At 69.4% G+C, this 25,162-nt stretch carries 19 protein-coding genes; 8 read left to right on the top strand and 11 right to left on the bottom strand.

Annotated elements, in window-relative coordinates; genetic code table 11:
- Nucleotides 1-123 precede the first annotated feature (123 nt).
- From AC5677_RS37360 to AC5677_RS37335, 6 genes are all read right to left on the bottom strand, one after another.
- Nucleotides 124-909: a GNAT family N-acetyltransferase gene (locus AC5677_RS37360; RefSeq protein WP_497192329.1), complete on the bottom strand. Its 786-nt coding sequence runs from the start codon at nucleotides 907-909 to the stop codon at nucleotides 124-126.
- A 364-nt stretch (nucleotides 910-1,273) separates the two neighbouring features.
- On the bottom strand, nucleotides 1,274-1,798 hold the full coding sequence (locus AC5677_RS37355) for a VOC family protein (protein ID WP_497192328.1): 525 nt from the start codon (nucleotides 1,796-1,798) through the stop codon (nucleotides 1,274-1,276).
- Between the two features lie 138 nt (nucleotides 1,799-1,936).
- The gene (locus AC5677_RS37350) at nucleotides 1,937-2,101 is read right to left on the bottom strand and encodes a hypothetical protein (RefSeq protein WP_497192327.1); all 165 of its coding nucleotides are present in this window, start codon (nucleotides 2,099-2,101) and stop codon (nucleotides 1,937-1,939) included.
- A 140-nt stretch (nucleotides 2,102-2,241) separates the two neighbouring features.
- On the bottom strand, nucleotides 2,242-3,783 hold the full coding sequence (locus AC5677_RS37345) for a serine/threonine-protein kinase (RefSeq protein ID WP_497192326.1): 1,542 nt from the start codon (nucleotides 3,781-3,783) through the stop codon (nucleotides 2,242-2,244).
- Between the two features lie 482 nt (nucleotides 3,784-4,265).
- Nucleotides 4,266-5,834, bottom strand: a complete 1,569-nt coding sequence (locus tag AC5677_RS37340; RefSeq protein WP_497192325.1) for an alpha/beta hydrolase — start codon at nucleotides 5,832-5,834, stop codon at nucleotides 4,266-4,268.
- Nucleotides 5,835-6,444: 610 nt separating this feature from the next.
- Nucleotides 6,445-6,837, bottom strand: coding sequence for an SgcJ/EcaC family oxidoreductase (locus AC5677_RS37335; RefSeq protein WP_497192324.1), 393 nt, complete (start codon nucleotides 6,835-6,837; stop codon nucleotides 6,445-6,447).
- A 258-nt stretch (nucleotides 6,838-7,095) separates the two neighbouring features.
- Between AC5677_RS37335 and AC5677_RS37330 the strand changes: the two genes are divergently transcribed.
- From AC5677_RS37330 to AC5677_RS37320, 3 genes are all read left to right on the top strand, one after another.
- The gene (locus AC5677_RS37330) at nucleotides 7,096-8,379 is read left to right on the top strand and encodes an NAD(P)/FAD-dependent oxidoreductase (RefSeq protein ID WP_497192323.1); all 1,284 of its coding nucleotides are present in this window, start codon (nucleotides 7,096-7,098) and stop codon (nucleotides 8,377-8,379) included.
- Nucleotides 8,380-9,220: 841 nt separating this feature from the next.
- Nucleotides 9,221-10,195 (top strand): hypothetical protein, encoded by a 975-nt coding sequence (locus tag AC5677_RS37325; RefSeq protein ID WP_497192322.1) that lies wholly within the window; start codon nucleotides 9,221-9,223, stop codon nucleotides 10,193-10,195.
- Nucleotides 10,196-10,381: 186 nt separating this feature from the next.
- The gene (locus tag AC5677_RS37320; RefSeq protein ID WP_497192321.1) at nucleotides 10,382-11,044 is read left to right on the top strand and encodes a lysophospholipid acyltransferase family protein; all 663 of its coding nucleotides are present in this window, start codon (nucleotides 10,382-10,384) and stop codon (nucleotides 11,042-11,044) included.
- A gap of 355 nt (nucleotides 11,045-11,399) precedes the next feature.
- Here the strand turns inward: AC5677_RS37320 and AC5677_RS37315 are convergent, their stop codons facing one another.
- From AC5677_RS37315 to AC5677_RS37305, 3 genes are all read right to left on the bottom strand, one after another.
- Nucleotides 11,400-12,293, bottom strand: a complete 894-nt coding sequence (locus AC5677_RS37315) for a hypothetical protein (protein ID WP_497192320.1) — start codon at nucleotides 12,291-12,293, stop codon at nucleotides 11,400-11,402.
- A 482-nt stretch (nucleotides 12,294-12,775) separates the two neighbouring features.
- Nucleotides 12,776-13,132, bottom strand: coding sequence for a peptidase inhibitor family I36 protein (locus tag AC5677_RS37310; protein ID WP_497192319.1), 357 nt, complete (start codon nucleotides 13,130-13,132; stop codon nucleotides 12,776-12,778).
- Between the two features lie 351 nt (nucleotides 13,133-13,483).
- Nucleotides 13,484-14,479, bottom strand: coding sequence for a LysR family transcriptional regulator (locus AC5677_RS37305; RefSeq protein WP_497192318.1), 996 nt, complete (start codon nucleotides 14,477-14,479; stop codon nucleotides 13,484-13,486).
- Nucleotides 14,480-14,550: 71 nt separating this feature from the next.
- Between AC5677_RS37305 and AC5677_RS37300 the strand changes: the two genes are divergently transcribed.
- Nucleotides 14,551-15,465, top strand: a complete 915-nt coding sequence (locus AC5677_RS37300; protein ID WP_497192317.1) for a 4-hydroxy-tetrahydrodipicolinate synthase family protein — start codon at nucleotides 14,551-14,553, stop codon at nucleotides 15,463-15,465.
- 238 nt (nucleotides 15,466-15,703) lie between these two features.
- On the opposite strand, the gene AC5677_RS37295 is transcribed toward AC5677_RS37300, so the two are convergent.
- Nucleotides 15,704-16,711, bottom strand: coding sequence for a DUF2278 family protein (locus AC5677_RS37295; protein ID WP_497192316.1), 1,008 nt, complete (start codon nucleotides 16,709-16,711; stop codon nucleotides 15,704-15,706).
- A gap of 564 nt (nucleotides 16,712-17,275) precedes the next feature.
- Nucleotides 17,276-18,058: a hypothetical protein gene (locus AC5677_RS37290; RefSeq protein WP_497192315.1), complete on the bottom strand. Its 783-nt coding sequence runs from the start codon at nucleotides 18,056-18,058 to the stop codon at nucleotides 17,276-17,278.
- 796 nt (nucleotides 18,059-18,854) lie between these two features.
- Between AC5677_RS37290 and AC5677_RS37285 the strand changes: the two genes are divergently transcribed.
- The 4 genes from AC5677_RS37285 (at nucleotide 18,855) to AC5677_RS37270 (ending at nucleotide 25,117) form a co-directional block, all read left to right on the top strand.
- A complete protein-coding gene (locus AC5677_RS37285; protein WP_497192314.1) occupies nucleotides 18,855-19,268 on the top strand; it encodes a hypothetical protein in 414 nt (137 codons plus the stop codon).
- Nucleotides 19,265-21,172, top strand: a complete 1,908-nt coding sequence (locus AC5677_RS37280) for a GMC family oxidoreductase (RefSeq protein ID WP_497192313.1) — start codon at nucleotides 19,265-19,267, stop codon at nucleotides 21,170-21,172. Before AC5677_RS37285 ends, AC5677_RS37280 begins: the two co-directional genes overlap by 4 nt.
- A 62-nt stretch (nucleotides 21,173-21,234) precedes the next feature.
- A complete protein-coding gene (locus tag AC5677_RS37275) occupies nucleotides 21,235-23,088 on the top strand; it encodes a peroxidase family protein (RefSeq protein ID WP_497192312.1) in 1,854 nt (617 codons plus the stop codon).
- A gap of 1 nt (nucleotide 23,089) precedes the next feature.
- Complete coding sequence (locus tag AC5677_RS37270; RefSeq protein WP_497192311.1) at nucleotides 23,090-25,117, top strand: trypsin-like serine peptidase; 2,028 nt, start codon at nucleotides 23,090-23,092, stop codon at nucleotides 25,115-25,117.
- Nucleotides 25,118-25,162: the final 45 nt, after the last annotated feature.

Genomic DNA, 25,162 nt, shown 5'->3' with positions numbered 1-25,162 from the left:
GAGCCCCTGGATGCCCGGCCTCGCCCAGGACGTCGCCGTGAGGGTCGGCCCGTTCATCGAGCGCGCACCCAAGCTGAATCGAGTGCGCACACAAGCTGAGGAGCCGGCGAAGGCCGACTGGACTCAGGGCGACCAGACATACGGTGTCGTCGTCGTGACCACGTGCAGACCAAGGCGGGTGAGGACCGGGGCGCTGTCGGCTGAGGCGTCGACGTAGACGTACGGAACATCGCGGGCAGCAGCGAGTTGGGCTCGATGGGCGACCATGGCCCGGTAGATGCCCCGTCCGCGCCATTCCTTGAGCGTGGAGCCGCCCCAGAGGCCGCCGAAGTCGACGCCGTCGTTGAACACCAGCCAGGCGGCGCAGACGACTTCGGTGCCTGCCTCGGCGACGAGGACGATGGTGTTCTCCGGGGCGTTCTCGATCCGGGCGGTCAGGTCGTCGGCGAGCCAGCTCCAGTCCTCGCCCCAGACGGTGCTCTCCATGGCGGCGATGCGCTGGAGGTCTGATCTTGCGGTGACACGGCGGAGGGTCACGCCGTCGGGCAGGACGGGGTTGGCGGCAAGGTCTGCGGACTGCCCGATGAGCACGGTCTCGCTGTCCTCGGCGGCGAAGCCGGCCGCCGTGAGTCGGTCAGTGAGGTCGGCGGGGAGATCATGAGCGCGAGTCTTCCATTCGACCGCCTCACCCCGGGCAGCGTAGAAGTCACGCTGCCGCGCAATGAGCGAGTCGAGTTCTGCCCCGCACACACCGAGGTCGCGTGGGCCCGTGACGAAGCCACGGCGCCAACCGACGACACGGGTCAATGGGCCGTCCCTCTCGATGCGAGCGCTGCCGCCAGGCGGGGTGACACCACGGAGTTGGGCGTCATACGCGGTGCGGAGTTCGTCGATCGGAATGCCCTTCACACGAACACCGTACGGACCGGGTCAAGTGATTAAACGCCGATCGAAACCGCGCGAACATCAAGGGCTGAACTCTCTCCCCCGGCCACCGGAGATCAGAAACAGGTACTGACCTTGTTTCCTTCATCGCCTCGGGCAAGGTCGGGCCGGCGTGTACCGATCTCCGGCCGCCGGGCGATGAGTTGACCGGCCAGGTACCTCAGAGTGCGGGCCGGCAGATCGATCGATGACGCGCAGACCGGCACGCGAAGCTCCTAGCGGCACAGGTGATCTTGGTCGAGAACCCGGCTACCAGGAGCTTCGTCACGTCTGTGGACCGCGGTCGGCCCTCAACTCCCGCCATCTGCGGTCAGGTCGGAAGTCGATCTCAGTGGGTCGGGCGCTGCGGGGCACTTGCCACCCCTGACTCCCGGCCGCTCAGCGCGGCGTCCAGAGTCTCCTGGGCCGTGCGCATCGCTTCGGCGTACTTCGGCTCGGACATGCGCTCCCAGGCCCGGTCCGGTGCGATGTCCTCGACCCGGCTCATCACCCACCAGATGTTTCCGAACGGATCCCGCACCCGGCCGCCGCGATCCCCCCACGCGCTGTCGACAGCCTTGGTGACCACCTGGGCCCCGTGCGCGACCGCGGCCGCCATGGCGGCGTCCGCGTCCGGGACGTAGACCCGCAACAGCGAAGGCATCACCGGCCAGTCGGGCCGTCGGTCGAAGGCCAGCACGACCGTGTCGCCGACTCGGATCTCGCCATGGCCGATGCTGCCGTCCTCGACCGGCACCCGTGCAAGTTCTTTGCCGTCGAACGCGGCGGTGATGAAGTCGAGCAGTGCACCGGTGTCGTCGGTGACCACCCACGGCGCAACGCTGGTGTAGCCCTCGGGCGCAGTGTGGTCCATCGGTCTTGTCCCCTCGTGTGGTTCCTCGTGATGTGACGACACTAGGAGTCATCTAGGGCAGCTACGGTCCTAGATGAGCCACGAAATCAGCACCACCCTGGTAGTTGTGAACCAGATCAGGTGTAGCGCCCGCGAGCACTAGCAGGCATGGAGCCCGGCGACGATCAGGTTGTGGACTGGCTGGCTGGATGAGGGCCAGCCCTTGGTCGCGGTGACTTGTACGAACCTGTTGATGCCGGCCCGCAGGCGCATACCGGGCTTGAGGCGCTCGGCGTCGAGCCAGGTCTTACTGTCGCCATCCACCTAGTAGGGGTTCTTGGGGGTGGCGACCGCAGTGCGGTTGCTCCTGCCAGAACCGGTGACACCCAATACGGTCGGGTCAGGGGGCGAGATCCTCCTCAACGGCTTCGGCGCTTGGGGACCGCCCTGGCCTTCGGCAGAGGTCAGGACGGTGACCTAGAAGCCATTCCGTGGCAGGCGCGGACCATGGCGGAGCCGCGCGAGGCGCGCTCCCACAGCACGTTGTCGACGGTCTTCTCATCGCCGGAGCGGTAGGCATTGAGGGCCCTGGTGGCGCCGTCCAGGTCCTTCTGCAGCTCCGCCTTGACCGCCGGTGCCGTCGCCTTGGCCAGGTTTGCCCTTTCCAGGTCCTGTATCTCCTGGAGCAGGTCCTCGACCGGTGCCTGGCCGTTGCCGTAGCGGTTGGATGTGACAATCCTGTCCCACTTCCCGATGACCTTGGACAGGTTCTCGCAACCGGCCTCGGTGGTGATGCCGCCGCTGCCGCCAGGTGAGGATCCCAGCTCGTCACCCCCTCCGGCCCGGTCCGAGGCTGAGGAACTCGGTGGAGTGCGGCTCGCGCCGGTGTCGGGGGCCTCACCGTTGCCGCCTGCCGTGATGGCGATGATGCCCCCGATGACGGCCGCGACGGCGACCGCGGCGGCTGCGATGGTGCGCGCGCGAGGGCGGCGCGGGCTCGGCTCCGGCGGCGGGGGGAGAGGGAGGGTGGGTGCCGCTGGGGGGACGGGCCGAGTGGGTGCCTCGGAGGCCTCCAGAGAAATCGGTGCCACCTGGGGCTCCTGGGGCTCCTTGGGCTCCTCAGCCGCTCCGGGATCCGCCGCCTCCCCCCGATCCGCGCGTTCTCCGGGGCGCTCCGGAGACGACGGGGTCCCGTCGATCACGGCCTGGGCCTGCGCCACGGTTGGCCGGTTGGCGGGGTTCTTGTCCAGCAGCTGTGTGATCAACGGCTCCAGGCGGCCCGCGCGTTGAGGGGCCGGTGCCTGTCCGAGTACCACGGCGGTCAGAGTCTCCGTGGGGGTGTCGCGGTGGAACGGGGACACCCCCTCCAGCGCCTGGTACAGCGTCACCCCCAGGGAGTACAGGTCTCCCGCGCCACCGGAGTCGACGCCGTCGAACCGCTCCGGTGCCATGTATTCCAGCGAGCCGATCAGTCCCCCGGTCGTGGTGACGGCCGTATCGCCCTTGTGGACGGCGATGCCGAAGTCGGCGAGCAGGGCCCGGCCGTCGTGGGCGAGCATCACATTGGTGGGCTTCACATCCCTGTGGACGATTCCCGCCTTGTGCGCGGCTCCAAGGCCTGCCAGCAGTTCGGTCGCGATCCGCGCGACGTCCTCCACCGGCATCGGCCCGTTCTCAGTGAGCCGGTCGGCCAGGTTGGCGCCTTCGACCAGTTCCATGACGATCCACGGCGCCCCCTCCTCGATGACCACGTCGTGGACGGCGACGACATGGGGGTGGGAGCGCAGCTTGGCGGCGTTGCGGGCCTCCCGCTCCGCACGTACCAGTCGTTGCGCGTGCTCCGTCTCGGATGCCGCCGGGGGGAGCCAGACCTCTTTGACGGCGACGTCGACGTCGAGGGTCTGGTCGTGCGCTCGCCAGACACGGCCGAACCCTCCGCCGCCCAGGGCCTCCTCCAGGCGGTAGCGCCCGCCGACCAAGCGGCCCGGTTGTGTCTGCTCGGCCACTGCTCCCCCTATTTGTGTGTGATGTGCTTCAACTGCTCTTGTTCATATGCCAATTGGCTTCAGTGCACTACCCGTTTCCGGGTGACCCCGCGCGCCCTCTCCCACCCCACGGGCACAAGCACCACTATGACGTACGGCACTCTCTCTCAGGGGCGGACCAGCGGAAGACGCCCGCGATGTGGAGGTGGCGGGCCAAGATTCTTGACCTGCGAGTCCAGCAAGGTGCTACCGATCCGATCGCGGGAAGGCCGAAGCATTTAGATCCGGACGCCGCCGTCGGGCAGGCCGCAGGCACCGGCTCCGATCGAAATGCTTGAGAAGCCGGGAGGACCCGTAAAGGATCGACTGCGCAAGGCGCTGTGGATTCTCGCCGCGACGGACCTTGCCGATCCGGGCCGCCGCGGTTGTCCGGCCGTGAACATCGCGGAGGCCCGGCGTGATATCGCACGCCGGGCCTCGAAACATTCGCCGGCCGTCACGGGTCAGCTCGAGCAGTTGGCGACCTTGTCGGGCAGCTTTCCGCCGACCAGATACCTGTCGACGGCACGGTCGGTGCACGTGGACGGATTCTCCGAGGCGTACGCCCCGTGCCCCCGGCCCTTGCGTACGAGCAGCGAGCTGTTGTCCAACTGCCGGTGCACCGCCTGCGCGTTCGTGAGCGGAGTTCGCGGATCGTCGGTGTACGAGACCAGCAGCACGGGTGCGGCCCCGGATCCCTTGATCGGCTCGACCACACCGGTGGGGGCGAGCGGCCACGTCGCGCAGTCGATCATCTGCCAGGCGAAGATGCGACCGAAGAGCGGCGATTGTTCGGCGAACGCGTCGGCGGTGCGGAGCATCTCCTTCGGGGACTTCGGCGCTGACGGGGAGTCCAGGCACAGCACCGCCGGCATGCTCAAGGAGGTGTTCTTCTCGGCCTGCTCCTCCTGCGGTGTCGGCCTCCCGCCGCCGGTACCGGATTCAAAATTCTCGAAGGCGCTCACGTCCCCGTTCAGGGCGGCCACCAGCGCGTTGGTAAGTCGCTTCCAGCTCTCTTCATCATTCAGGGCCGTTCTCAGAAACCTGGACAAGGTGGCGTCGGTGAATTCCGCACCGTCGGCCCCTTGCAGCGGCTTCCGCTCCAGCTCCTTGGCGAACTGGGCGAGCCTCCGCACGACCTCCCCGGCCGTGTCCCCCAGCCGGTCATCGCCGCGCGCGACGAGGTTTCGGGCGTATCGACGCAATGCGTCTTCGGAGGTCTTGACGTCGAGTAGGGTGACCTGCTGCATATCGGCGGCGGGATTGACCACGCCGTCCAGCACCATCCGACCCACCTTCTCGGGAAACAGCTTCATGTACTGCTGGCCGAGGAAGGTGCCGTAGGAAACACCGGTGTAGTTCAACTTGGCGTCGCCGAGGACCGCACGCAGCACGTCCAGGTCGCGCGCAACGCTCACGCTGTCCATGTGCGCGAAAACGTCGCCGCTCGCCCGTTGGCAACCGCGGGCCCGCTGGGTCGCGTCGGCGAACGCCTGCTCGGCCTCCGCTTCGGTACGCGGCGAATTCTCGGGCTCCTGCGGCGCACCGTCGGGGCACCTGATCTGCCCGGAACCGGCTATGCCTCGCGGATCGAAGCCGACCAGATCGTAGCGGGCCCGAGCCGTTTCACCGGCATGCCACTGTCCATCGGCCACGAAGCCCGCACCGCCCTCGCCGGGCCCACCGGGGTTGAAGATCAGCGACCCCAGCCGACGGCTGGGGTCTTTGGCCCGCACCCGCGACACCCGCAGCTCGACGGTCTTCCCGTCCGGGTGGGCGTAGTCGAGCGGCACCCTCACCCAGCCGCACTCCGCACCGGGCACGGCCTTGGGGGTGACGTCCGCGCCACAGGCCGTCCACTGGACTTTCTGCTGCGTGAAGTGCGCGGGCAGAGCCGGAACGGAAGTGTTCCTGCCCTTGGCCTGGTGGGGCTGGGACGCCGCGGCGCCACCGACACCGCACGCCGTCACCACGAAGGTGGTGACGGCCAACACACCGGCCGTCAAGGATTTGGACTGGCGGGGAATGGACATTGCCGTTCTCGCTCTCTCGCTGACTCCCGGGGAGCATGCTCACAGTCGCGGCTATTGCGCTGTTTCCTCCGTCACAGTCGGATATGGGGCCTACGCAGCGTCGATGGGTGATCACGTGGCGCCATCATCTGGGAGGCGACACAGCCGGCGAAGACCGAGACCGCTCCGCGCCGTGACCGACTGTGGTCACGGAGCGGCGTGACGGGGACAAGCAGCGGCACGATCAGAGTGACCAGTGCTCGGCGAGGCAGTCACAGGACGCGAGCAGCAGGTATGGCGGGCGCGGTCGGCGGGCGCCCACCGCCGGGTCCGCCGCCCACAGGCCTCGTCTGTTCGGCAGGAGGCCGGCTACCTGCGGGCTGCGGTGACGGAGGGAAGTTCGGCGAAGCGCTTGCGGTACTCGCCGGCGAAACGGCCCAGGTGGGAGACGCCCCACCGGTAGGCGATGGTGCCGGCGGGGTCGGTGGAGGGGCCCCCGCGCCGCCGGCGAGTGCGTCGTCGTTCTGCGGCGGGAGACGGGCCTGGCCTCACCCCACGGACCGGGGCCATGCGACCGGAAGCCGAGACCGGACCAGCCGCATGACCCCGCACGTAAGCCCTGGCCGAAGCCCTAGCCGACCCGCACTTCAGTGTTCTGGCATGCCTGCAGCAGCCATCTCCCGTCGTCCTGCTTGGTCATGACGTACAGCGGAGCGCCCTCCGTGTCGCCCTCCGTCGAGTGGTAGATCTGGCGGACCTTGACCGCCGCCACGTCGGGCCGCAGGAACTGCGTGTACACCGCTTCGTAGGTGACCTCGCCGTCCCAGGTCGCGGCCGGCAGCACGGTGCGGGTGAACTCGGCGATCGCATCGAGGCCGATGAGGACCTTGCCGTGCGCGGTCGTCCAGAGGGCATCGGGATGGAACAGTGCGAGGAAGCCCTCCACATCCTTGGCACGCTGGGTGCGCTCGACAGTGGCAACGACCTGTTCAATCGCCTTGATATCTGCGGTTTCGGTATTCATGTGGATCACTCTGGTGCCTCAAGCAAGGTTGAGGTCAAGGCCGAAGTCGAATCAATCGCAGAGGCAGGTCCTGCACCAGCGCTTCGGCGCTCCGGTCACGGCACTCCGCAGGCACCGGCTCCTGCGCACCTCGGGATCGCTTCCGGGTGCGGCGAACGACTGCATCCCTCGCGTCCACGCATCCGCCGGGCGGCTTCCGGGGGAAGGTACAGCGGTGCGGGTGATCGCACGCGGGCAGCACCGGACGGAGGGAACGAGATGAGCAGCCCACATCATGACCGCACGGAGTGGGATGTCGTCGTGGTGGGCGCCGGGCCGGCCGGACTGGCCTGTGCCCGGGACCTGGTCACGGCGGGGCTGCGGGTGCGGCTGCTGGAGGCCGAGGACAGGCCCGGTGGACGCATGCGTACCGACCTCGTGGCGGGGTGCACGGTGGATCGGGGTTTCCAAGTCTTCAACACCGCCTATCCGCAGGTACGGCGCCGGATGCCGCTGGGGCGGCTGCGCCTGCGTCCCTTCACGCCCGGCTTCCTGGCCTGTGACGGTGACCGGCGACTGCGGTTCGCCGACCCCACCCGCGCACCTCGGCAGACCCTGGAGGGGCTGGCCGGCGGGCTCGCGGGGCCGCGTGACCTCGCCGCTCTGGCCGCCCTGGCCGGGCGGGACGCCCTCGCGCCCGCGGCACTGCTGCGGTGCGGCCGGGAGACCACGACCCGGCGGGCGCTGGCCAGGGCGGGCTTCACCGACGAGTTCGTGGAACGGTTCTTCCGACCGTTCCTGTCCGGAGTGTTCCTCGAGGACGAGTTGGAGACCTCCAGCCGGTTCTTCCACCTGGTGTGGCGGAGCATGGTCCGCGGCACCCTCTGCCTGCCGGCCGGGGGCATCGGAGCGGTGCCCGAGCTGCTGGCCACGCAACTGCCGCTTGGCACCCTGGCCCTGGAATCACCGGTGACGGAGCTGACGCACGACGGTGTCCTGGTCGACGGGGACCGGACCGTGGCGGCGCGGGCAGTGGTCGTGGCGGCAGGGCCCTCGGCCGCGGACCGTCTGCTGCCGCGGCTGACCACTCCGCCGTACCGCGCCGTGACCACGTATTACCACCTCGCCTCCCGCTCTCCCCTGCACGAGCCGACATTGGTGACGGACGTGCGGGGGCGCTTTGTGAACAGCTGCGTGCTGAGCGAGGTGCACTCCGGATACGCCCCGCACGGGTACGCGCTGATGGCGACCTCCGTGCTCGGCAGTGCCGGTGCCGAACGGGAGACGGCGGTCCGGGCGGCCCTCGCCGAGTGCTACGGGACCGACACCGACGACTGGGACCTGGTCGCGACACGCGCTGTGGACGAGGCACTGCCCGCAATGCCTCCGGGGCTGCCGCTCAGCCGCAGCACCCGCGCGGGCGCAGGCCGCTATGTGTGTGGCGACCACCGGGCAACGGGATCGGTCCAGGGAGCACTGGCATCGGGAGCACGGGCGGCGCGGGAGGTCATCGCAGACCTGGCGGGGGAGGAACGGAGCCGCCCCGACCGGCCATCCGCCTGACTTACTCTCAGGCGGCCGGGCATACGCCGAATGCCACCTCGGCCAACCGTGCGCGTCCGGACCACAGCCGTACGGCCGGCATCCGGCATCGAGCCGGATTCGGCCGCCCTGCGACCGGGGTCTGTCAGTTCCCCCAACTACCTTTGAACTACGAGGGTGTTGGCCCAGCCGCGCACGCTCCCATCCGGTGCCAACGGAACCAGGACCGGGCGGTGGGCGTCGTTGTCCATGCACCCTATGAGAAGAACGGGGGCTGATAGGACATGGGGCGCCGAGAGACAGACGTGAAGAGATGTCCCTTACGCATCGTCGCCGTCGCCGGAGTGCTCGTCGTCGCCGCAGGTTGCGCGCACGGAAGCCCCGGCGAAGCCGGATCGGTGCGGCCGTCGCCGGCCTCCAGTCCCTCCTCGGCAGCGGGTGGGGCGGAGAGCGGCGCGGGATCCGGCGGGGCTCTGGGAGGTACCTCGGGCGAGGATTCCTCGGGGGGCAGCGTGCAAGGGGGCAACTCCGCCAACGGCGGCACGGGCGGCGGCAGCATCGGTGACGGCGGACCCAGTTACGGCGGGGATCCAGTGCCGCCGGTCGAGACGCCGCCCAAGGGTCACGGCCGACCGCCGGCGGGCGGCGGCGTGGATCCGACCGGTGGTGGCGACGGCGGCAGCGGAGACGTGGGGGGCGGCAACGGTGACACCGACGGTGTGCCGGGCGGTGAGACCTGCCCGCCCTCCGACGGCTCGCCTTCACCGTCCGAGTCCTCCGACGACACGCCTTCGGCCTCCCCAGAGGCCTCCCCGAAGGCCTCCCCGTCGCCGACCGATACCTGCCCCTCCCCGTCCGCCACATGAGCGCCACCCCAGCGCCCCCGCCCGCGCCCTCCACGCCACCGGTTCAGGGCGCGTCCGCCCCTGGGCAGCGCACGGCAGCAGGCCTCCTCGGCATCGTCATAGCCCAGGCCTCCTTCCTCGTGGCCATCATGTACTTCCTCGGCGCGGTCTACCTGACGGCCTACTACAGCTACTTCCGCCTGGACGCCTTCAGCCTGGGCTTCGGCTTCGCGGAGACGGCGATCCAGAGCCTGAACATCGTCAGCGCCCCGATGGCGATCGTCTGCGTCCTCGCTGTCCTGACGGCCCGCCACCTTGCCTCCGCGCCACCCCCCACCACGTCCTCGGACACCGACGGGGAAACAGCCCGGGAACGCCTCATACGCACAGCGGAACGGGCCCTGCGAGCCGTCGCCCGCGCACACCTCTATGTCATCGGAGCCGGCATCGCCCTGCTGTTCCTGTGGACCTGGCTCGACGTGTTCAGATGGACGGCCCCGATTCTGCTGGGAGTTGGCATACTCCTCGGCCAGAGCCCATGGGCCACACGCCGGGCCCCTCACGGGCGGGACACTGACGGCGACTCCCCCACCCCGCAGGCCGCACCAGAGACCGCGCCCTCCCCCACCTGGAGCCGGGCGGTGCCGGTCTTCACGGCCGGCCTGCTGGTGATGTGGGGGCTCAGCCTGGCCACCGGCTCACTGGGTGAGGAGGAGGGCCGGGAGGCCGCCGCCAACATCGTCAGCCGTCCCTCCGTCGTCCTCCTGAGCACCGACCGTCTCAGCCTGGCCGGGCCCGGCCTGAAGGTGACGGACCTGGGCGCGAAGACCCACTACCGGTACCGCTACACCGGCCTCCGCCGCCTCATCGAACGCAATGGCCGCTACTACCTCCTCCCCCTCGGCTGGACCCATGCGACCGGCCCCACGTACGTCATCCAGGACGGCGGCGATCTGCGCGTCGAGCTCTACCCCGGCACCCAGGAACGGTGAGGGCCGGATCGGGGTGGGTGGCGATGGCCGCCGGGCGTCAGGGCTCCGCGGGCGAAGGTGACCGGACACGGGGCGACGGCCGCGGACCACGGTCGGGGAAAAGGGAAGTTGAGTACGACAACTCATGCCACGGCGGTGGTCCCCGGCGATGATGAAGATCACCACCGTCCCGCCGGGAGACCGTTCATGCTCAGCCGTATCGCCGACGCCCTGGTACCCGCCTTCGGCACCCTGTCGGTCACCACCGACCCCGGGTCCGCGTTCGCGCCGGGCACCCTGATCGTCGCCAACCACACGTCCTTGGCGGACCCGGCAGTCGTGCTCGCCGCCCTGCACCGCCTCGGTGCCCGGCCGCTCATCATGGCGGCCGCCGGCCTGTGGCGTATCCCCGTGCTCGGCCGCAGCCTCCACCGCGAGGGCCACATCCCCGTGCACCGGGGCGACCGGAGGGCCATCGCCGCACTCGACGACGCCGCTCGGGCCCTGGAAGGAGGACGGGTGGTCCTGCTCTACGCCGAAGGAGGCCTGCCGCGACGCAAGGACGCTGCCGAGGCAGCTCCGGGCGCCTTCCGCAGCGGCCTCTCCAGACTGACCGAGCGCACCGGTTCCCCGGTGGTGCCGGTGGGGCAGGCCGGCGCGCGCAGGCTCGCCTCGGGCGGCGCCGCCAAGCAGCTCGCAGGCCTGATGACCGCTCCGTTGCGCCGCCCCGACTTCCACGTCCACGTCGGAGCGCCGCTGAAGCTCACCGGTGACCGCCCCGCACGCACAGCCGCGGCCCGGACGGCGGTGACGGCCGCCTGGCGCACGGCAGCCGCCCACCTCGCAGAGCCCGCCGCGCTCGCCGCATGAGCCGGCCGGCCGACGGCCGGAGACGGGTGCCTTGTGGGCCGCGTGCTGTCGCGCCGTTCAAGCCGTCATCGCCCGCATCCGCGTGGCCCCGCCTGGCCCGGGAAGCCCTCGGAACCGCCCCGACTACGTGGTCGCGGAGCGCTCCCTGACGTACCGGTGGGTCGTCCGGCGCCGCCACGCCGCGGGCCAGGCCTGCGCCGCCGACCTGCACAAGCACTCCCGCGATGCCACCCGCCCACCGGACACCCTCGGCATCACGCGATCACAGCCGCGCAACCGCGCAACCGCGCAACCGCGCAACCGCGCAACCGCGCAACCGCGAGAACGACACAGCCCTGGCCAGGAGTCTTTGTCGTCAGTTGAGGATGCGGCGGGCTGCCTTGAGCTGTACGTCCTTGGTCACCTTCAGCGCCCGGAAATCCTTGGGGTGATCGCGAATGACGTCGCCCTGGATACGTTTCTCCGCCGCCATCCAGATGGCCGCGAGGTCCGTCTTCTCCTTGCACCGCACATCCGCCTGAGCCGCGCGGATCTCCGTGCTGGAGGGCTTGCCCGGTCCCCACCGCCTGTCGGTGACGGCGGCCAGCGGATCCTTGTAGCGGAAGCCCGCGTCCTTCATGCAGGCGCTCCAGGAGCGGAAGACACGCTTGACCTGCGCGTCGCGCTGGGAAGCCTCGAAGGCCTGCCTGCTGCGTTTGTCGAAGAGGGGGACGTTGATCTTTGGTGCCCCCTTCATCATCTGGTCCCGGGCCTTCCTGAGACAGCCGCCGGGGCCGGGCTTGGACGTGTCGCCGTACGCGGCCCGCTGGACCTTGGGGGACATCTTTTGGCCCCTGGTGTCCAATTCCTGGTTGCGCCGGGCTACGGACGGCCTGTCCTGCGGGTCGTGGAAGCCGAAGACCCGGGCGGCGTCCGGCTCAACCACGCCGTAGCGACGGCGATTGAGCGGGGCGATATCGCGCTCGGCGGGCAGCGGAGCCACCGTCCATGGCATGCCCTGATCCCGCATGCACTTGCCGACCAAGGAGTCCTCGGCCGTGTCCATCCGTATGCCCTCGGCCGGGGAGATTTTGTATTCATCGAACGGCACGGTGATTTCCCGCGCCTCCTTGCCCGGCACCGGAACGGTCCCGCTTTCCCAGCCTCCGCCGGACTGCTGCGGCCCGGACGGCGAATCCGGCCCCGACGCGGAACACCCCACGGCCGCGACAGCGAGCAGCAGGGCAACACCCCACAGCCGAACGGACACGCTGTACTCCTCCTGTACTCCTCGTGCTTTACGCACCGCGTGCAGGGTGTAGCGCCGCTGGCGGCACCACACGCCGCCTTACATCGCTACGGATCGAATCGACTTCTGCTGCTGCTTCATGGAACTCGTCCGGTTGCCCCAGCCGTTGTCAGTGAATTCTGCGCCGCAGCTGCTGGCGGGTCTTCCCGCGGTAACCATTCGAGCCCGGCGCAGCCAGTCATGTCGTAGAGATACACACTTCGGCTCGGCCTATGTGATCCCGAGCTCGCGCAATTTCCGATTCCTGTCTTGCGGAAGCGGCCTTTCAGAATCGCGCTCCGCTCGCCGACGGTGCCGCCCGCGCCTCCGATCCAGTCATTGTGAGCAGCGCGGCGGCGTCTCGTCCGGACCCACGAACCGCCCCCGCCTGGGGGCCGGTTCGTGAACGGCCTGGTGGTCCGGATTTACGGTGAGGCGTGAGCGTTGATCACTCGATCCGACGGCTACCTGATAGACCTGGTGCGGTTGTCCCAGTCGTTGTTCGTCAGGTCCTTGTCCTCGCTGTGAGGCCTCGCACGGTAGCCCGGATCGCCGGTGCAGCGGTCCCCGTCGTAAAGCCACACACTCCGGTCCGAGTCGTTCTTCATCGAACTCGCCCAGTAGCCACTCGGGGTCCAGCAGTTGTTGTCCGGATAAGTACTCCAGTGGCGACCCTTGAAATCATCGTGCTCATACAGGGTGAATTTGCCGACGCGGAGGTCGCGCTGGTCGGAGTCCGCCTGCGCGACGGCACTGAAGCCGATTGCACCGGAAACGGCCAGCGACAGCGCGCCGACGGCAACGGCAATGGTGCGCTTCATAAGCTATCCCCCATCTTTCGTACCGATAAATGCAACGTGACGGAACCGGTCTTGTTGTCACGGTCGAGAAAGTCGTGCTCTGGCGACGCAGATGCGATAGGCGAGTTGGCGAGGATGCACACAGTGATGGTGCGATAACGAAACCGGCCGTGTCGCATGTTCCCCTACTTCTGCAAGCCGGAGATCGTCGAAAGTATATCCACGTAATGCCGCCCGTCCACCCCTTCTTTCCTGGCTCACTGAGCTGTTGCCGGCAACGATCGTTGACGCTGCACCATCCCCGTGCGTCGGCGACGGTCCGTCAGGACCTCCGCGATCGAGCGGGCGTTGGGATCTGTGACCGGTTCACAGTCAACTCGCCGGGTCGGCCTTCGCGCCCTGTTCCAGCGACGCCGGTGCGGAGTCCGCGTAGTGCGTCGCGGTCTTCCCCTCCAGCCCTGAACCCGTCATGCAGCTCACCGCCGCTCTTGCCGCGGCCACGAAAGCGGCGATCGCCGGATGAGTACCGCCGCCCGCGCGGAAGGCGACCTTCGACCGACGGAACAACGGCAACTTGGTCAACACCACACCTGCAGGGCTTTGCACAGTGGCCATTTCCGGTAGAAGCCCGGCCCCTTGCCCGGTGGCGGCCAGAGCCAGCACTGTGCGGAAATCGTTGACCTGGTGGCGGATTCTCGGCTGGAACCCGGCCGCCTGGCAGGCGCGTACGGCCATCGCGTGACCGGTCGTGCCGTCCCGTGCGGTGATCCACGGGGCCTCGGCATAGGGGCCGAGCAGCTCTGCCAGCGTGTCGCTGCGGCTGGTGTTCTCGGCCGCGGAATGGGTGACGAGGTACATCGGCTCTTCCAGCAGAGGCACCTCGTCCACCGTGGTGTCCGGCGACGCGGGTACGAAGTCGTAGTCGTGGACAAGGGCCACGTCGAGTTCGCCGGCTCGCAGACCGTCGGAGACGCGGGCGGAGTCGATTTCTTGCACCATCGGTTCCAGCGCGGGATGCCGTTGAGCCAACTCGGCCAGCGTGGCGGGAACGATGGTGTGACCGCCGGAGGGAAAGGTCCCGATACGAAGTGGCCCGCCGATGCCGTCCCGCGCGCCGGCCAGCTCGGCGACCGCCAGCTCGAGGCGCTGCAGCACGGCGTCGGCGTGTGCGACGAGGGACCGGCCCGCGGGCGTGAGGATCACGCGCCTGCCGCTGCGTTCCAGCAAGGCCACGCCTGCCTCGCGTTCCAGCACACCAAGTTGCTGGGAGACGGCAGATGCGGTGAAGGTCAGCGCCTCGGCCACGGCCGCGATCGTGCCCCGCCGGTCCAGTTCGCGAAGCAGGTAGAGACGACGAACATCGAGCATAAGTTCAGCTTAGGCATGAAGGTAGAAATCGGAAATGGATCTACTGGGTCAGTGTGAGCCAGGCTTGAACCATGAATCCCAACCCGATCTTCAACGGCCTGTATGTCCCCTTGGTGACTCCGTTCACCAACGACCTGCGTTTGGCCCCCGATGCACTGGCCCGACTCGCCGACGAAGCGCTGTCGGCCGACGCCTCCGGCCTCGTCGCCCTCGGCACCACGGCGGAATCGGCCACGTTGACCGCGGAGGAGAAGCAAACGGTGGTGCGCATCTGCTCGGCCGCCTGCCGAGCGCACGGCGCCCCGCTGATCGTCGGGGTCGGCACCAATGACACCGCCGCCGCCATCAAGTCGCTGCGCCAGCTGGCGGACACCGGCGACGTAGCCGCGGCGCTGGTTCCCGCGCCGCCCTACATCCGGCCCGGTGAAGCGGGGACACTGGCGCATTTCACCGCGCTGGCCGAACACGGCGGCATACCTCTGATCGTGTACGACATCCCCTACCGCACGGGACAGACTCTCGGCGCCGGCACGATCGCCACGCTCAGCCGCCTACCAGGGATCGTCGGGATCAAGCACGCGACCGGCGCGATCGACGCGACCACGGTGGAGTTGCTCGGCAGCCCCCCGCCCGGCTTCGCCGTGCTCGGCGGCGACGACGTCGTCCTCTCACCGCTCGTCGCGGCGGGCGCCCACGGCGGAATCGTCGCATCGGCCAATGTGCGCACCGCCGACTACGCCGAACTGATCTCGTTGTGGCATCGCGGCTCCGCCGCACCCGCCCGCAGGCTCGGAGCCGAGCTGGCCCGGTTGTCCGCTGCCCTCTTCGACGAACCGAACCCGACAGTGATCAAGGGAGTGCTGCACGCTCAGGAACGCATTCCCAGCCCGGCCGTCCGAATGCCGCTGCTGGCCGCCTCCCCCAGTACGGTCCACCGAGCGGCGCTCCTGGCCGGCGGCCGTGCACGCCACGTGGCCCCAGCCTGACGCGCTCTTCCCCGCTCCCGGCTCGGCGACCACCAGCGGCACCGTTCTCCGCCGGCCGGCCACGCTGCCACCTCGTCCCGAGCCCACACCCGGCTGGTGAACTCATCCGACCGGCCGCGACCTCGTCCGGGATCGCGGCCAGAGACACTCGCCCACGGGTTCGCTCCCTCGCCCCGCCGACCGTGTGGGTTCGGTCAGCGGGACGAGGGTATTGACGGGGCTTGTGTGGTGGGGGTGTTCAGAAGGTGATGGTCTCGCCCTCACGTTCGGCTTGTCGCGCGGTGTAGGAGACGCCGTGGACCTTGAGGCCGGACGGGTCGAGGAGGGTGATCGTGCCGCCTCCGTTACCCAGATGGAACCCGTTGCCCGCCGGGATGGTGAGGGTGTTGCCGGGCTGGAGCAGGTCGGAAGGGAGCGGGAGGGTCTGATCGTTCTGGTCGGCCAGATGCCACCCCTGGAGGTTGACCGGCGCGGGGGACGCGTTGAGCACCGTGACGGTCTCGGCCTCGGGCGCCGGGCCGGTGGGATTGACCAGTGCGGCCATGACCCGTACGGGTTCCGTCCGCGCGCCGGGGCGGGGCGGTGCGGTGCCGATGGGGTGGCCGGTGCTGTCGTCGGTGTGCCATGCCTGGGACTGGAAGGCCAGGAAGACGGCGACCCAGCGCGATTCGGCGGGGAGGTGCACCAGCAGGCCACCGTCCTGCCAGACTCCGTTGTCGGAGCGGAATCGCCCGCTGTTGCCCTGGTTCATATGGACATCGTGAACGCCGTTGCCGGGCCGGAAGCCGAACACCTTGTCCGCGGTGGCCGGCTCGGGACCGAACCGCTGCCCGAAGATGTAAAGGGGCATGGCGGGATCCGAGATCGCCCGCTGCACGTAATGGTCGAGCAGGTCGGCCAGGTCGTTGTCGGGACCCTCAACATCGGGTGGAAGCAGCCGCATCGAGGCCGGATCGAAGAGGTTGCCGCGGATGAAGTCCAGACTGGCCTTCCCCGGCAGCGACGGCAGGGCCGTCCATCCACTTCCGGCCGGCGGGAGCAGCTGCGTCATCGGGTGACGGAAGTCGTCGTCGGCCAGGTACAGCAGCTCCGAGGGGGCCTGCTGGGACTGGACGTTGAGGGCGGCCCGGTAATGGGTGCCGGCGTCGTCGGTGAGGTGGATCTGATAGTGCGGTGTGTCGGTGGCTCCCTCACGGCGCCGGTCGACGGCGCGGGCGGCCAGTACACCGTATTTCTTCAGCGGCATGGTTCGTCCTCCGGATGCGATGAGATCGGCACGGCCAGGTGCGGACGTGCGGGCGGAGAAGACTCGGCGCGGGACGTTGCCCCCACGGCGGCGGCGTAGTAGTGACCGTTCAGCTCGGCTGAACGGTCAGCTCCCGCCTTGGGCAGGGTTCGCACCGTTGGCCCGTTGCGACTGTCCCTCCAGTGGACTACCGCAGGACGAGCACCACTCCTCACGTTCGGCCGAATGGGTGAATCCGCGCCTCGCGTAGGGCAGGGAGACGCCGATATCACCCACTGACGCCGACGCCTCCGAGGCAAGCCCGGCGCCAGGCCGCTGCCACAACGAAAGGCCACAACGAAAGGCGGCGCTGTGATTACTACGAGTGGTCACGTCCCGCAAACCGCCGGTGCCCCCAACCGGTCTTCTCCGGTCTCCCGGATTCAGGCGATGTCGGCGGCACGGGACCAGCCGGAGCCGTTCCGCCCTCCGACCGGGAGCCAGCTGCACCCTCCACCAAATCCGTTCGGGAAAACAGGAGTTGGGCGCCGGGTCCCGGCGTGGCGGCGTGGCTGCGTGGCGGCGTCAGAGCTCCAAGTCGCGGGCGAGGACGGTCAACACGGCCCGGGTCTTGGTCTCGCCCGATCGCGGCGGGGCGACGTCGCGCTTTCGCAGGGCCGCTTCGAGCAGCTTCTCGGCCCCGGCCGCGTCAGCCGTGCTCGTCCGCACCGAGACCTCCAGGAAGCGCAGGTCCTTGGTGATCCACTCCTCGATGGCCACGGGACCGGCCAGAGCGTCCCAGTCCTGCTTCCACTTGACGGCAAATACCGGGCCGAGCGCCCTCAGATCCCTGAGGTCGCCCTTCTTCAGTCCGACGGCGTCTTCCAGGAGGTCACGGTGCGGCTTGGCAAGGAGGTGGTCCAGCACTCCCCGCTCCGGCGTGAGCACCGACTCGACGAGCTTCTCCTCGACCTTCCGGTCGGCCTGCAGCGAGGCGGAGACCACGGGTGTGAAGGCGGGACCGGTCCGGTCCTCCTCGATCGTGAACTCCCAGCCCTTGTCCTCGTCCTTGAGGTTCTTCTGCCAGTCGGGCGGCAGCGGGGGGCACGGCCGCAGCTTGACGGTCATGTCCGCTTTCCGCTTGGACCCGTGGTCCTCGTCGTCCACACGCAGCCGGAGGATGACCCCACGGTCGAGGAAGGGCAGCGAGACGCCGTCGCCGTCCCTCCTCGGGCTGTCCCAGAAGTGGATGGTGCGACTGCGGCCCTTGTCCCCCTGAAGCTCAAGCGCACGGGCCGCCTTCCGGGCCTCGTCTCCGGAAAAGCTGATCTTGATTTCCGCGGCCGTGGCCGTTGGAGTCTCTGCCATGGTGCCGTTATCGCACGTCGCATAGGGTCGCGCACCCTGCGTCACCGGTCCGGTGGAGCGGTAGCGCCGCCGGTTCGCCTTCGCGGAGCACGCGGTCGGCCGGTCCGTCCTGGGCTCCACCGAGCTCCGGATCGGCGCATTCGTCGGTGCGGCCGTCCATGGTCGGCACGCGGGAGGCCGTCCGGCACGCCAGGGGCAGGCTCGGCCAGGGGCAGGCTCGGCCAGGCCGCCGCTCCTGGTCACCCGTATGCGCATGACACTGGCGCAACCGGGCAGCTCAGGAATCGCGATGAGACCGGATCAGCCCTTGATGCTCCCGTTCGCACCCACTTCGCACCCACCTCGGATCACGCCTTGAGGAGCGCCTTGAGGACCGCCCGCTCGACGTTCCGGCGGCGGCGGGCGCGCTGCTTGACCGGCGAGCCGGAGACCTCGGGATCGAGTCGTCGAGGGCGCCGGGCCGGTCCTGATACACGAGTTCCGCAGCGAAGTGCGTGACGCCGTGCGTGAGTTCGCGGGCGGCGATATCGCGCAAGCTTGCCGGTCCGCGTACGCCGATGAGGGGGCGAGGGCCCCGCCCCGTCGCAGCTCGTCCGATGGCCACGGCCGGGTCGGCGCCGCGGAGCGGGGGCGAAGCCGCACGGCAGACAAGGCGACCATGACCTCAAGGTGCGTGGGGGCGGCCGTACTCATAGTGTGGTATGTGGGGCGTTTTGAGGGGATTTCCCTCTTCGCTGTCAGGGGATTCGCGGGGGTTCCCGTCACGGCAAGAGTCACCGCATCCTCAGGAGACATCATGGCCAAGCAGCGTGCCGCGCGCCGGCCTGCCACGGTCTACGCACTCGCGGGAGTCCGGCTCGTCAACGGCGTCACCGGACTGCTGGCACCGGCTCTGCTCATCCGGCGCCTCGACCCCGATCGCGAGCCGCTCAGCCCAGCAGCCATCTACGCCTTCCGGCTCTTCGGGATCCGTACGATCCTGCTCGGCCTCGATCTGCTGACCAACCGCGGCCCGCGGCTCCGGGAAGACCTGCGCGAGGGCGTCCTGATCCACGGCAGTGACACCGGGACAGCGGCCATGCTCGGCCTCCGCGGCCAGCTTCCGCCCCGCACCGCGGCGCTGACCACGCTCATCTCGGCCGTCAATACGGTCCTGGCCGCCACCGCCACCACCTCCCTCACCCACTCCGAGGAGGGGAACCGCAAGTGACCGCAGAGCTCGGCGCTCCCCCGGCCGAGACGGGTTTCGACTACATCGTCGTCGGTGCGGGCGCGGGGGGCGGGCCACTGGCGGCGAACCTGGCTGCCGCGGGCATGCGCATCCTGCTGCTCGACGCGGGCGGTGCCGAGGAGAACGACAACTACCTGGTACCCGCATTCCACGCAGACGCCTCCGAGGACCCTGTCCAGCGCTGGGACTACTTCGTACGGCACTACGCCGACGAGCGGCAGCACCAGCGCGACAGCAAGCTCGTGCCGGGCAAGGGCATTCTCTACCCGCGTGCCGGAACGGTCGGCGGCTGTACCGCGCATCATGCGCTGATCACCGTCTACCCGTACAACCAGGACTGGGACGGGATCGCGGAGGAAACCGGCGACGCCTCATGGCACAGCGCGGCCATGCGCCGGTACTTCGAGCGGCTGGAGCGCTGTACGTACCGGCCCAGGCCCAAGGAACCGCCCGGCAACCCGCTGCTGGCCGCGTTGCTGAGACTCCTGCCCTTCACCGCCCCCCGGTACCGTAACGACTCCCGGCACGGATTCGACGGCTGGCTGTCGACCGCTCTTGCCGACCCCGCACTGGCCGTCCAGGACAAGCAGTTGCTGACGGTCGTCCTCTCCGCCGCGCAGGACGCGCTCGCCGACTTCCTCGGCCGGCCGCTGTCCCCGCTGGAGGGGTTCGGCTCGTTCGTCGATCCCAACGACTGGCGGGTGCAGGCGCGTGCTCTGCAAGGGCTGTGGCAGATCCCGATCTCGACGGCGAACGGACGGCGCAGCGCCGTCCGCGAGCGCGTCCAGGCGGTGCAGCGCAGCCATCCGGACAATCTGGTGGTCCGTACGAACGCCCTGGCGTCCCGGATCGTGCTGGACGGGAGCGGAGCGGCAACAGGTGTCGACTATCTGGACGAGCCGCACGCATACCGGGCCGCCCCCGGCCGCCCGCACGGCACCGGGCCACCGGTCCTGCGCACAGTCCTCGCCTCCCGTGAGGTGATCCTGGCCGCGGGTGCCTTCAACACGCCCCAGCTACTGATGCTTTCGGGCATCGGCCCGCGAGAGGAGCTGCAGCGGCACGGCATCCCCGTACGGGTCGATCTCCAGGGCGTGGGTGCCAATCTGCAGGACCGTTACGAGGTCGGCGTGGTCAGCCAGATGGACCGTGAGTTCCCGGTCGTCAAGGACTGCGACTTCCACGCGCCGAAGCCCGGAGCCGAACCGGACCGCTGCTACCGGGCCTGGCAACGCGGCGAGGGCCTGTACACGACCAATGGTGCCGTCGTCGGCGTCACCCGTAAGTCCCGCCCGGAGCTGGACGCTCCGGACCTCTTCATCTTCGGCGGCCCCTTCGACTTCCGCGGCTACTACCCGGGCTACTCGCTCGACCTGACACGCCACCGGGACCGCTTCACCTGGGCCATCCTCAAGAGCCGCACCCACAACACCGGAGGCAGGGTGCGGCTGCGCTCCACCGACCCTCGCGACACCCCGCTGGTGAACTTCCACTACTTCACCGAGGGCACGGACAAGGACGGCATGGACCTCGAAGCGATGGCCGACGCCGTGGAGTTCGTGCGCGGCATGAACCGCAGGGCCGACTCCGTGATCCTCAAGGAGCTGTTCCCCGGCGAGGAGGTCGGCGGCCGCGACAGCGTCCGCCGTTTCGTCCGGGACGAGGCATGGGGCCACCACGCGTCCTGCACCTGCCGGATGGGACGGACGGACGATCCCTCGGCCGTCGTCGACAGCGGCTTCCGGGTACGCGGAGTGGATCGCCTGCGGATCGTCGACGCTTCGGTCTTTCCCCGTATTCCCGGCTTCTTCGTCGCCACCCCCATCTACATGATCAGCGAAAAGGCGAGCGATGTGATCCTCAGTGACGCGGCCGCCGCCTGAACCGGCACGGCCCCGTCTCCCCACCGCGCGAAACGACCAGGAGCGACCCAAGGAGTATCGCGATGAGCACGCAACGAGGCGCCGCACGGCGTTCCGGAGCCGGATACCGTACGTCCCTCCCCTGGCGGGTCGTCACCAGCGTCGCCGGCTATGTCGACCGGCGCATCGGCTGGGACAAGCTGCCCGTCATCCCGGGCCTGCTGACGCTCCTCGGCCTGCGCGTCAAGCTCCGGCAGAAGAACCTCCACGACACCGGCCAACTGCCCTCCGCCCATCTCCCCGATCCCGCGCCCCCCTCCGAAAGCCACAAGGTCAACCGGACCGCTGATGGCAGCCACAACGATCTCGACGAGCCACGCATGGGCATGGCGGGTACCCGCTTCGGCCGGAACATCCCGCTGGACCGGATCGCCCCGGCCACGCCCGAGGACGTACTGTCCAGGCCCGACCCACGCCAGGTCAGCCGCACCCTGCTCACCCGCAACGAGCTGACCCCGGCCGAATCGGTCAACGCGCTGGTCGCCGCCTGGCTGCAGTTCATGGTCCGCGACTGGTTCAGCCACGGTACGAGCCCCCAGGAACGACCGTGGGAAGTTCCCCTCATGGACGACGACCCCTGGCCGGAGCGCCCGATGCAGATCATGCGGACACCGGACGACCCGACCCGGGACCCGCAGGCACCCGCCGGGACACCGGACACCCGCGTGAACGTCTCCTCCCACTGGTGGGACGCATCCCAGATCTACGGGTCGAACGAGGCGGAACAGCGCCAGATGCGCACCGGCGAGCTGGGCAAGCTGCACCTGTGGGACGGCGAGCGGACTCCGTTCCCCTCGGACCCCGCCCGCGATCCCTCACGCGTTCCCGGCTTCTGGCTGGGCCTCGCCATGATGCAGAACCTGTTCGCCCGGGAGCACAACGCGATCTGCGACCACCTGCACGGCGCGTACCCGTCCTGGGGCGACGAGGAGCTGTTCCAGCGCGCCCGGCTCGTCAACGCCGCTCTCCTCGCCAAGATCCATACCGTGGAGTGGACACCGGCTGTGATCAGCCACCCCACCACCGTCAAAGCGCTGCGAGCCAACTGGTGGGGCATCGCCGGTGAGCGCGTCCACAACCTCTTCGGCCGGATCAGCGGGAGCGAGGTCGTCAGCGGCATCCCCGGCGGCGGGACGGACCACTACGGCATCCCGTACTCCCTCACCGAAGAGTTCGTGGCGGTCTACCGCATGCATCCGCTCATCCGCGACGAGTGGCATCTGCGGGCCGCCGCCGACGACACCACCCTGCGGCACTGCACCCTCCGCGACATCGCCGGTCCCGGGGCGCTGAAGGTCGTGGAGACCACGGCAATGGCCGATCTTCTCTACAGCTTCGGCACGCTCCACCCCGGACTGGTGACCCTGCACAACTTCCCCCGGTTCCTGCAGGAGTACGAGCGTCCGGACGGGCATCTGCAGGACCTCGCCGCCACCGACATCCTGCGCACTCGCGAGCTGGGCGTCCCCCGCTACAACGAGTTCCGGAGGCTGCTGCGGCTGAAGCCCGCGCAGAGCTTCGGGGAGCTGACCGGCGACCAGGTGTGGGCCGATCAGATCGAGCGGCTCTACGACGGCGACATCGAGAAGGTCGACCTGATGGTCGGGATGTACGCGGAGAGGCTGCCTGCCGGATTCGCCTTCAGTGACACGGCGTTCCGCATCTTCATCCTCATGGCCTCACGCCGGCTGAACAGCGACCGCTTCTTCACCGAGTACTACACGCCCGAGGTGTACTCCAAGGCCGGCATGGCCTGGATCGACGACAACACCATGGTCACCGTGCTGCTGCGGCACCACCCGGAGTTGCGTACGGCCCTCGCGGGGCTGGCGAACGCCTTCGTGCCGTGGCATTCCGCCAGTGAGGCGGTGAACTGACATGGGAGCCACGGACGGGACCTCGGCGGAGCGGACGCGTCAGGTCGCGGCGGCTGCCAGGCGGTATCGCGAGACCAGCGCCGAGCGGCAGGCGGTCGAGCGACAGCAGGACGCCGGGGTGGACTTCCCGGATTCGCAGGAGGCACTGGCCTCGCGGGCCGCACGCCTGCTCAACCGGCATGCGGTGCCGGCCGCGCTGGCGGTGGAGGCCGTCCGTGCGGAACCGCTGGTCTCGACCGCCGCGTACGAACGCATCCTTGGGGTGTCCAAGGAGCTGCAGGCGTGGAGCTTCCTGCCGCGCGGTGCCCGGGCGGCACGTACCGTCGCCCGGATCTCGGCGCGTGAGAACGGCCGGGAGCTGCCGCTCGGAACCGGCTTCCTCGTGTCGCCGGGCCTGCTGATGACCAACCATCACGTGCTCGCCGACGCGGAGGCCGCCCGGCAGTGCTTCGTGGAGTTCGACGCCCAGGTCACGGTCGACAACACACCGCAGCCGCCGACCCGGCTCGCGCTCGCCCCCGACACGTTCTTCGTGGCGGACCAGCGCCTCGACTTCGCCCTGGTGCTGGTCGGCCCCGGCCCCGACCAGCGGGCGCCAGGGGAGACGTTCGGCTGGAACCGGCTCAGCGCCCAGCCGGGAAAGCTGGTGATCGGCGAGCCGGTCAACGTCATCGGCCATCCGATGGGCCGTCTGAAGGAGATCGCGGTACGCGACAACATGCTCCAAGTGCGCCTCGATGACTTCCTCCACTACAAGACCGACACCGAGCCCGGTAATTCGGGCTCCCCGGTCTTCAACGACCAGTGGGAAGTCGTCGCACTCCACCACAGCGGTGTGCCCCGGACCGACGACCAGGGCCGCGTCCTGCGCCCCGACGGACAGGTCTGGCAGCGCGGTGACGGCGACGACGCCATCGACTGGGTGTCCAACGAGGGCATACGAACCAGTTCCATCCTCAAACACCTCGCCGCGCTGCCGCTCACCTCCCAGCAGCGGGCGCTCCTGGCCGAGATGGGCCCGGAGTCCGGCCTGCAGCTCCTGGAGGGCGCCGCGGGTCCGGCAGCGGCTCCCGCCGTCACCACGCCGCGCCCGGCCGGCGAGAGGACCACCACGCGTGCGGGCCTGCCCGCCCGGGCCGGCGCGTTCGGCGGCAGCCGCCATCTGGTCTTCCTGCACGGCCGCTCCCAGGAGGGCAAGGATCCCGAGAAGCTGCGCCGCGACTGGGCGGCCGGACTCAACCAGGGACTCGTCCGTGCCGGGCTCCCCACGGTCGACCCGGCCGACGTCTGGTTCCCCTACTACGGCGACAGACTGGTGGAGGCCCTCACCGCACACGAGGCCGTCCCCCGCTTCGTCGATCCGACGGCCATCACGGCGGCGGAGGCGGCCGCGCCCGCCTCCCCCACCGCCCTCGCCGTGTACAAGGAGATCGTCGGCGAGGCAGCCACGAAGGCGGGCATGCCGTGCGAGGGGCAGCCGGCCACGGAACGGTTCGGCCTGGACGACGTGGTCGGGGCCCTGCACAGGCAGTTGAGCTGGCTGGCCGCCACGAGCGACGTCGACGCGTGGGCCATCGCCCTGGTCTTCCGGGACGTGGCCGCATACCTCGACGACCAGCGCATCCGGGAAGAGGTTCTGGACTGCGTGGGCGAAACGATGCCGGACTCGGGAGACGTGGTCCTTGTCAGCCACAGCCTCGGCACAGTCGTCGGCATGGACCTCATCACACGGCTGCCCGCCGGTGTGAACCTTGTCCACCTCACCACGGCGGGAAGTCCGCTCGGTCTCGACAGCGTGTACAGCAAGCTGCTCATCGGCGGACCGAAGCGGCCCGACAAGGTGGCCGACTGGCTCAACGCCTGGTCCCCGACCGACGCGGTGGCCATCGGATGCCCCTTGGCGGACGACTGGTCGGACGGACTGGCCGACATCGCCGTCATCAACGCCCGCGACCGGGCACACAGCATCGTGGAGTACCTCTCCCACGCCGAGGTCGCCCGGACGATCGGCAGTCCCCTTGCCGGCTGAGACGACGCCCCCCTCCTCGGTGCCACGACGGACGTGAGCGGGCCG

This window comes from Streptomyces sp. JLSY215 (assembly GCF_059682825.1).
Note: the sequence above shows the minus strand (reverse complement) of the source record. Positions and strands in the feature narration are given on the sequence as shown.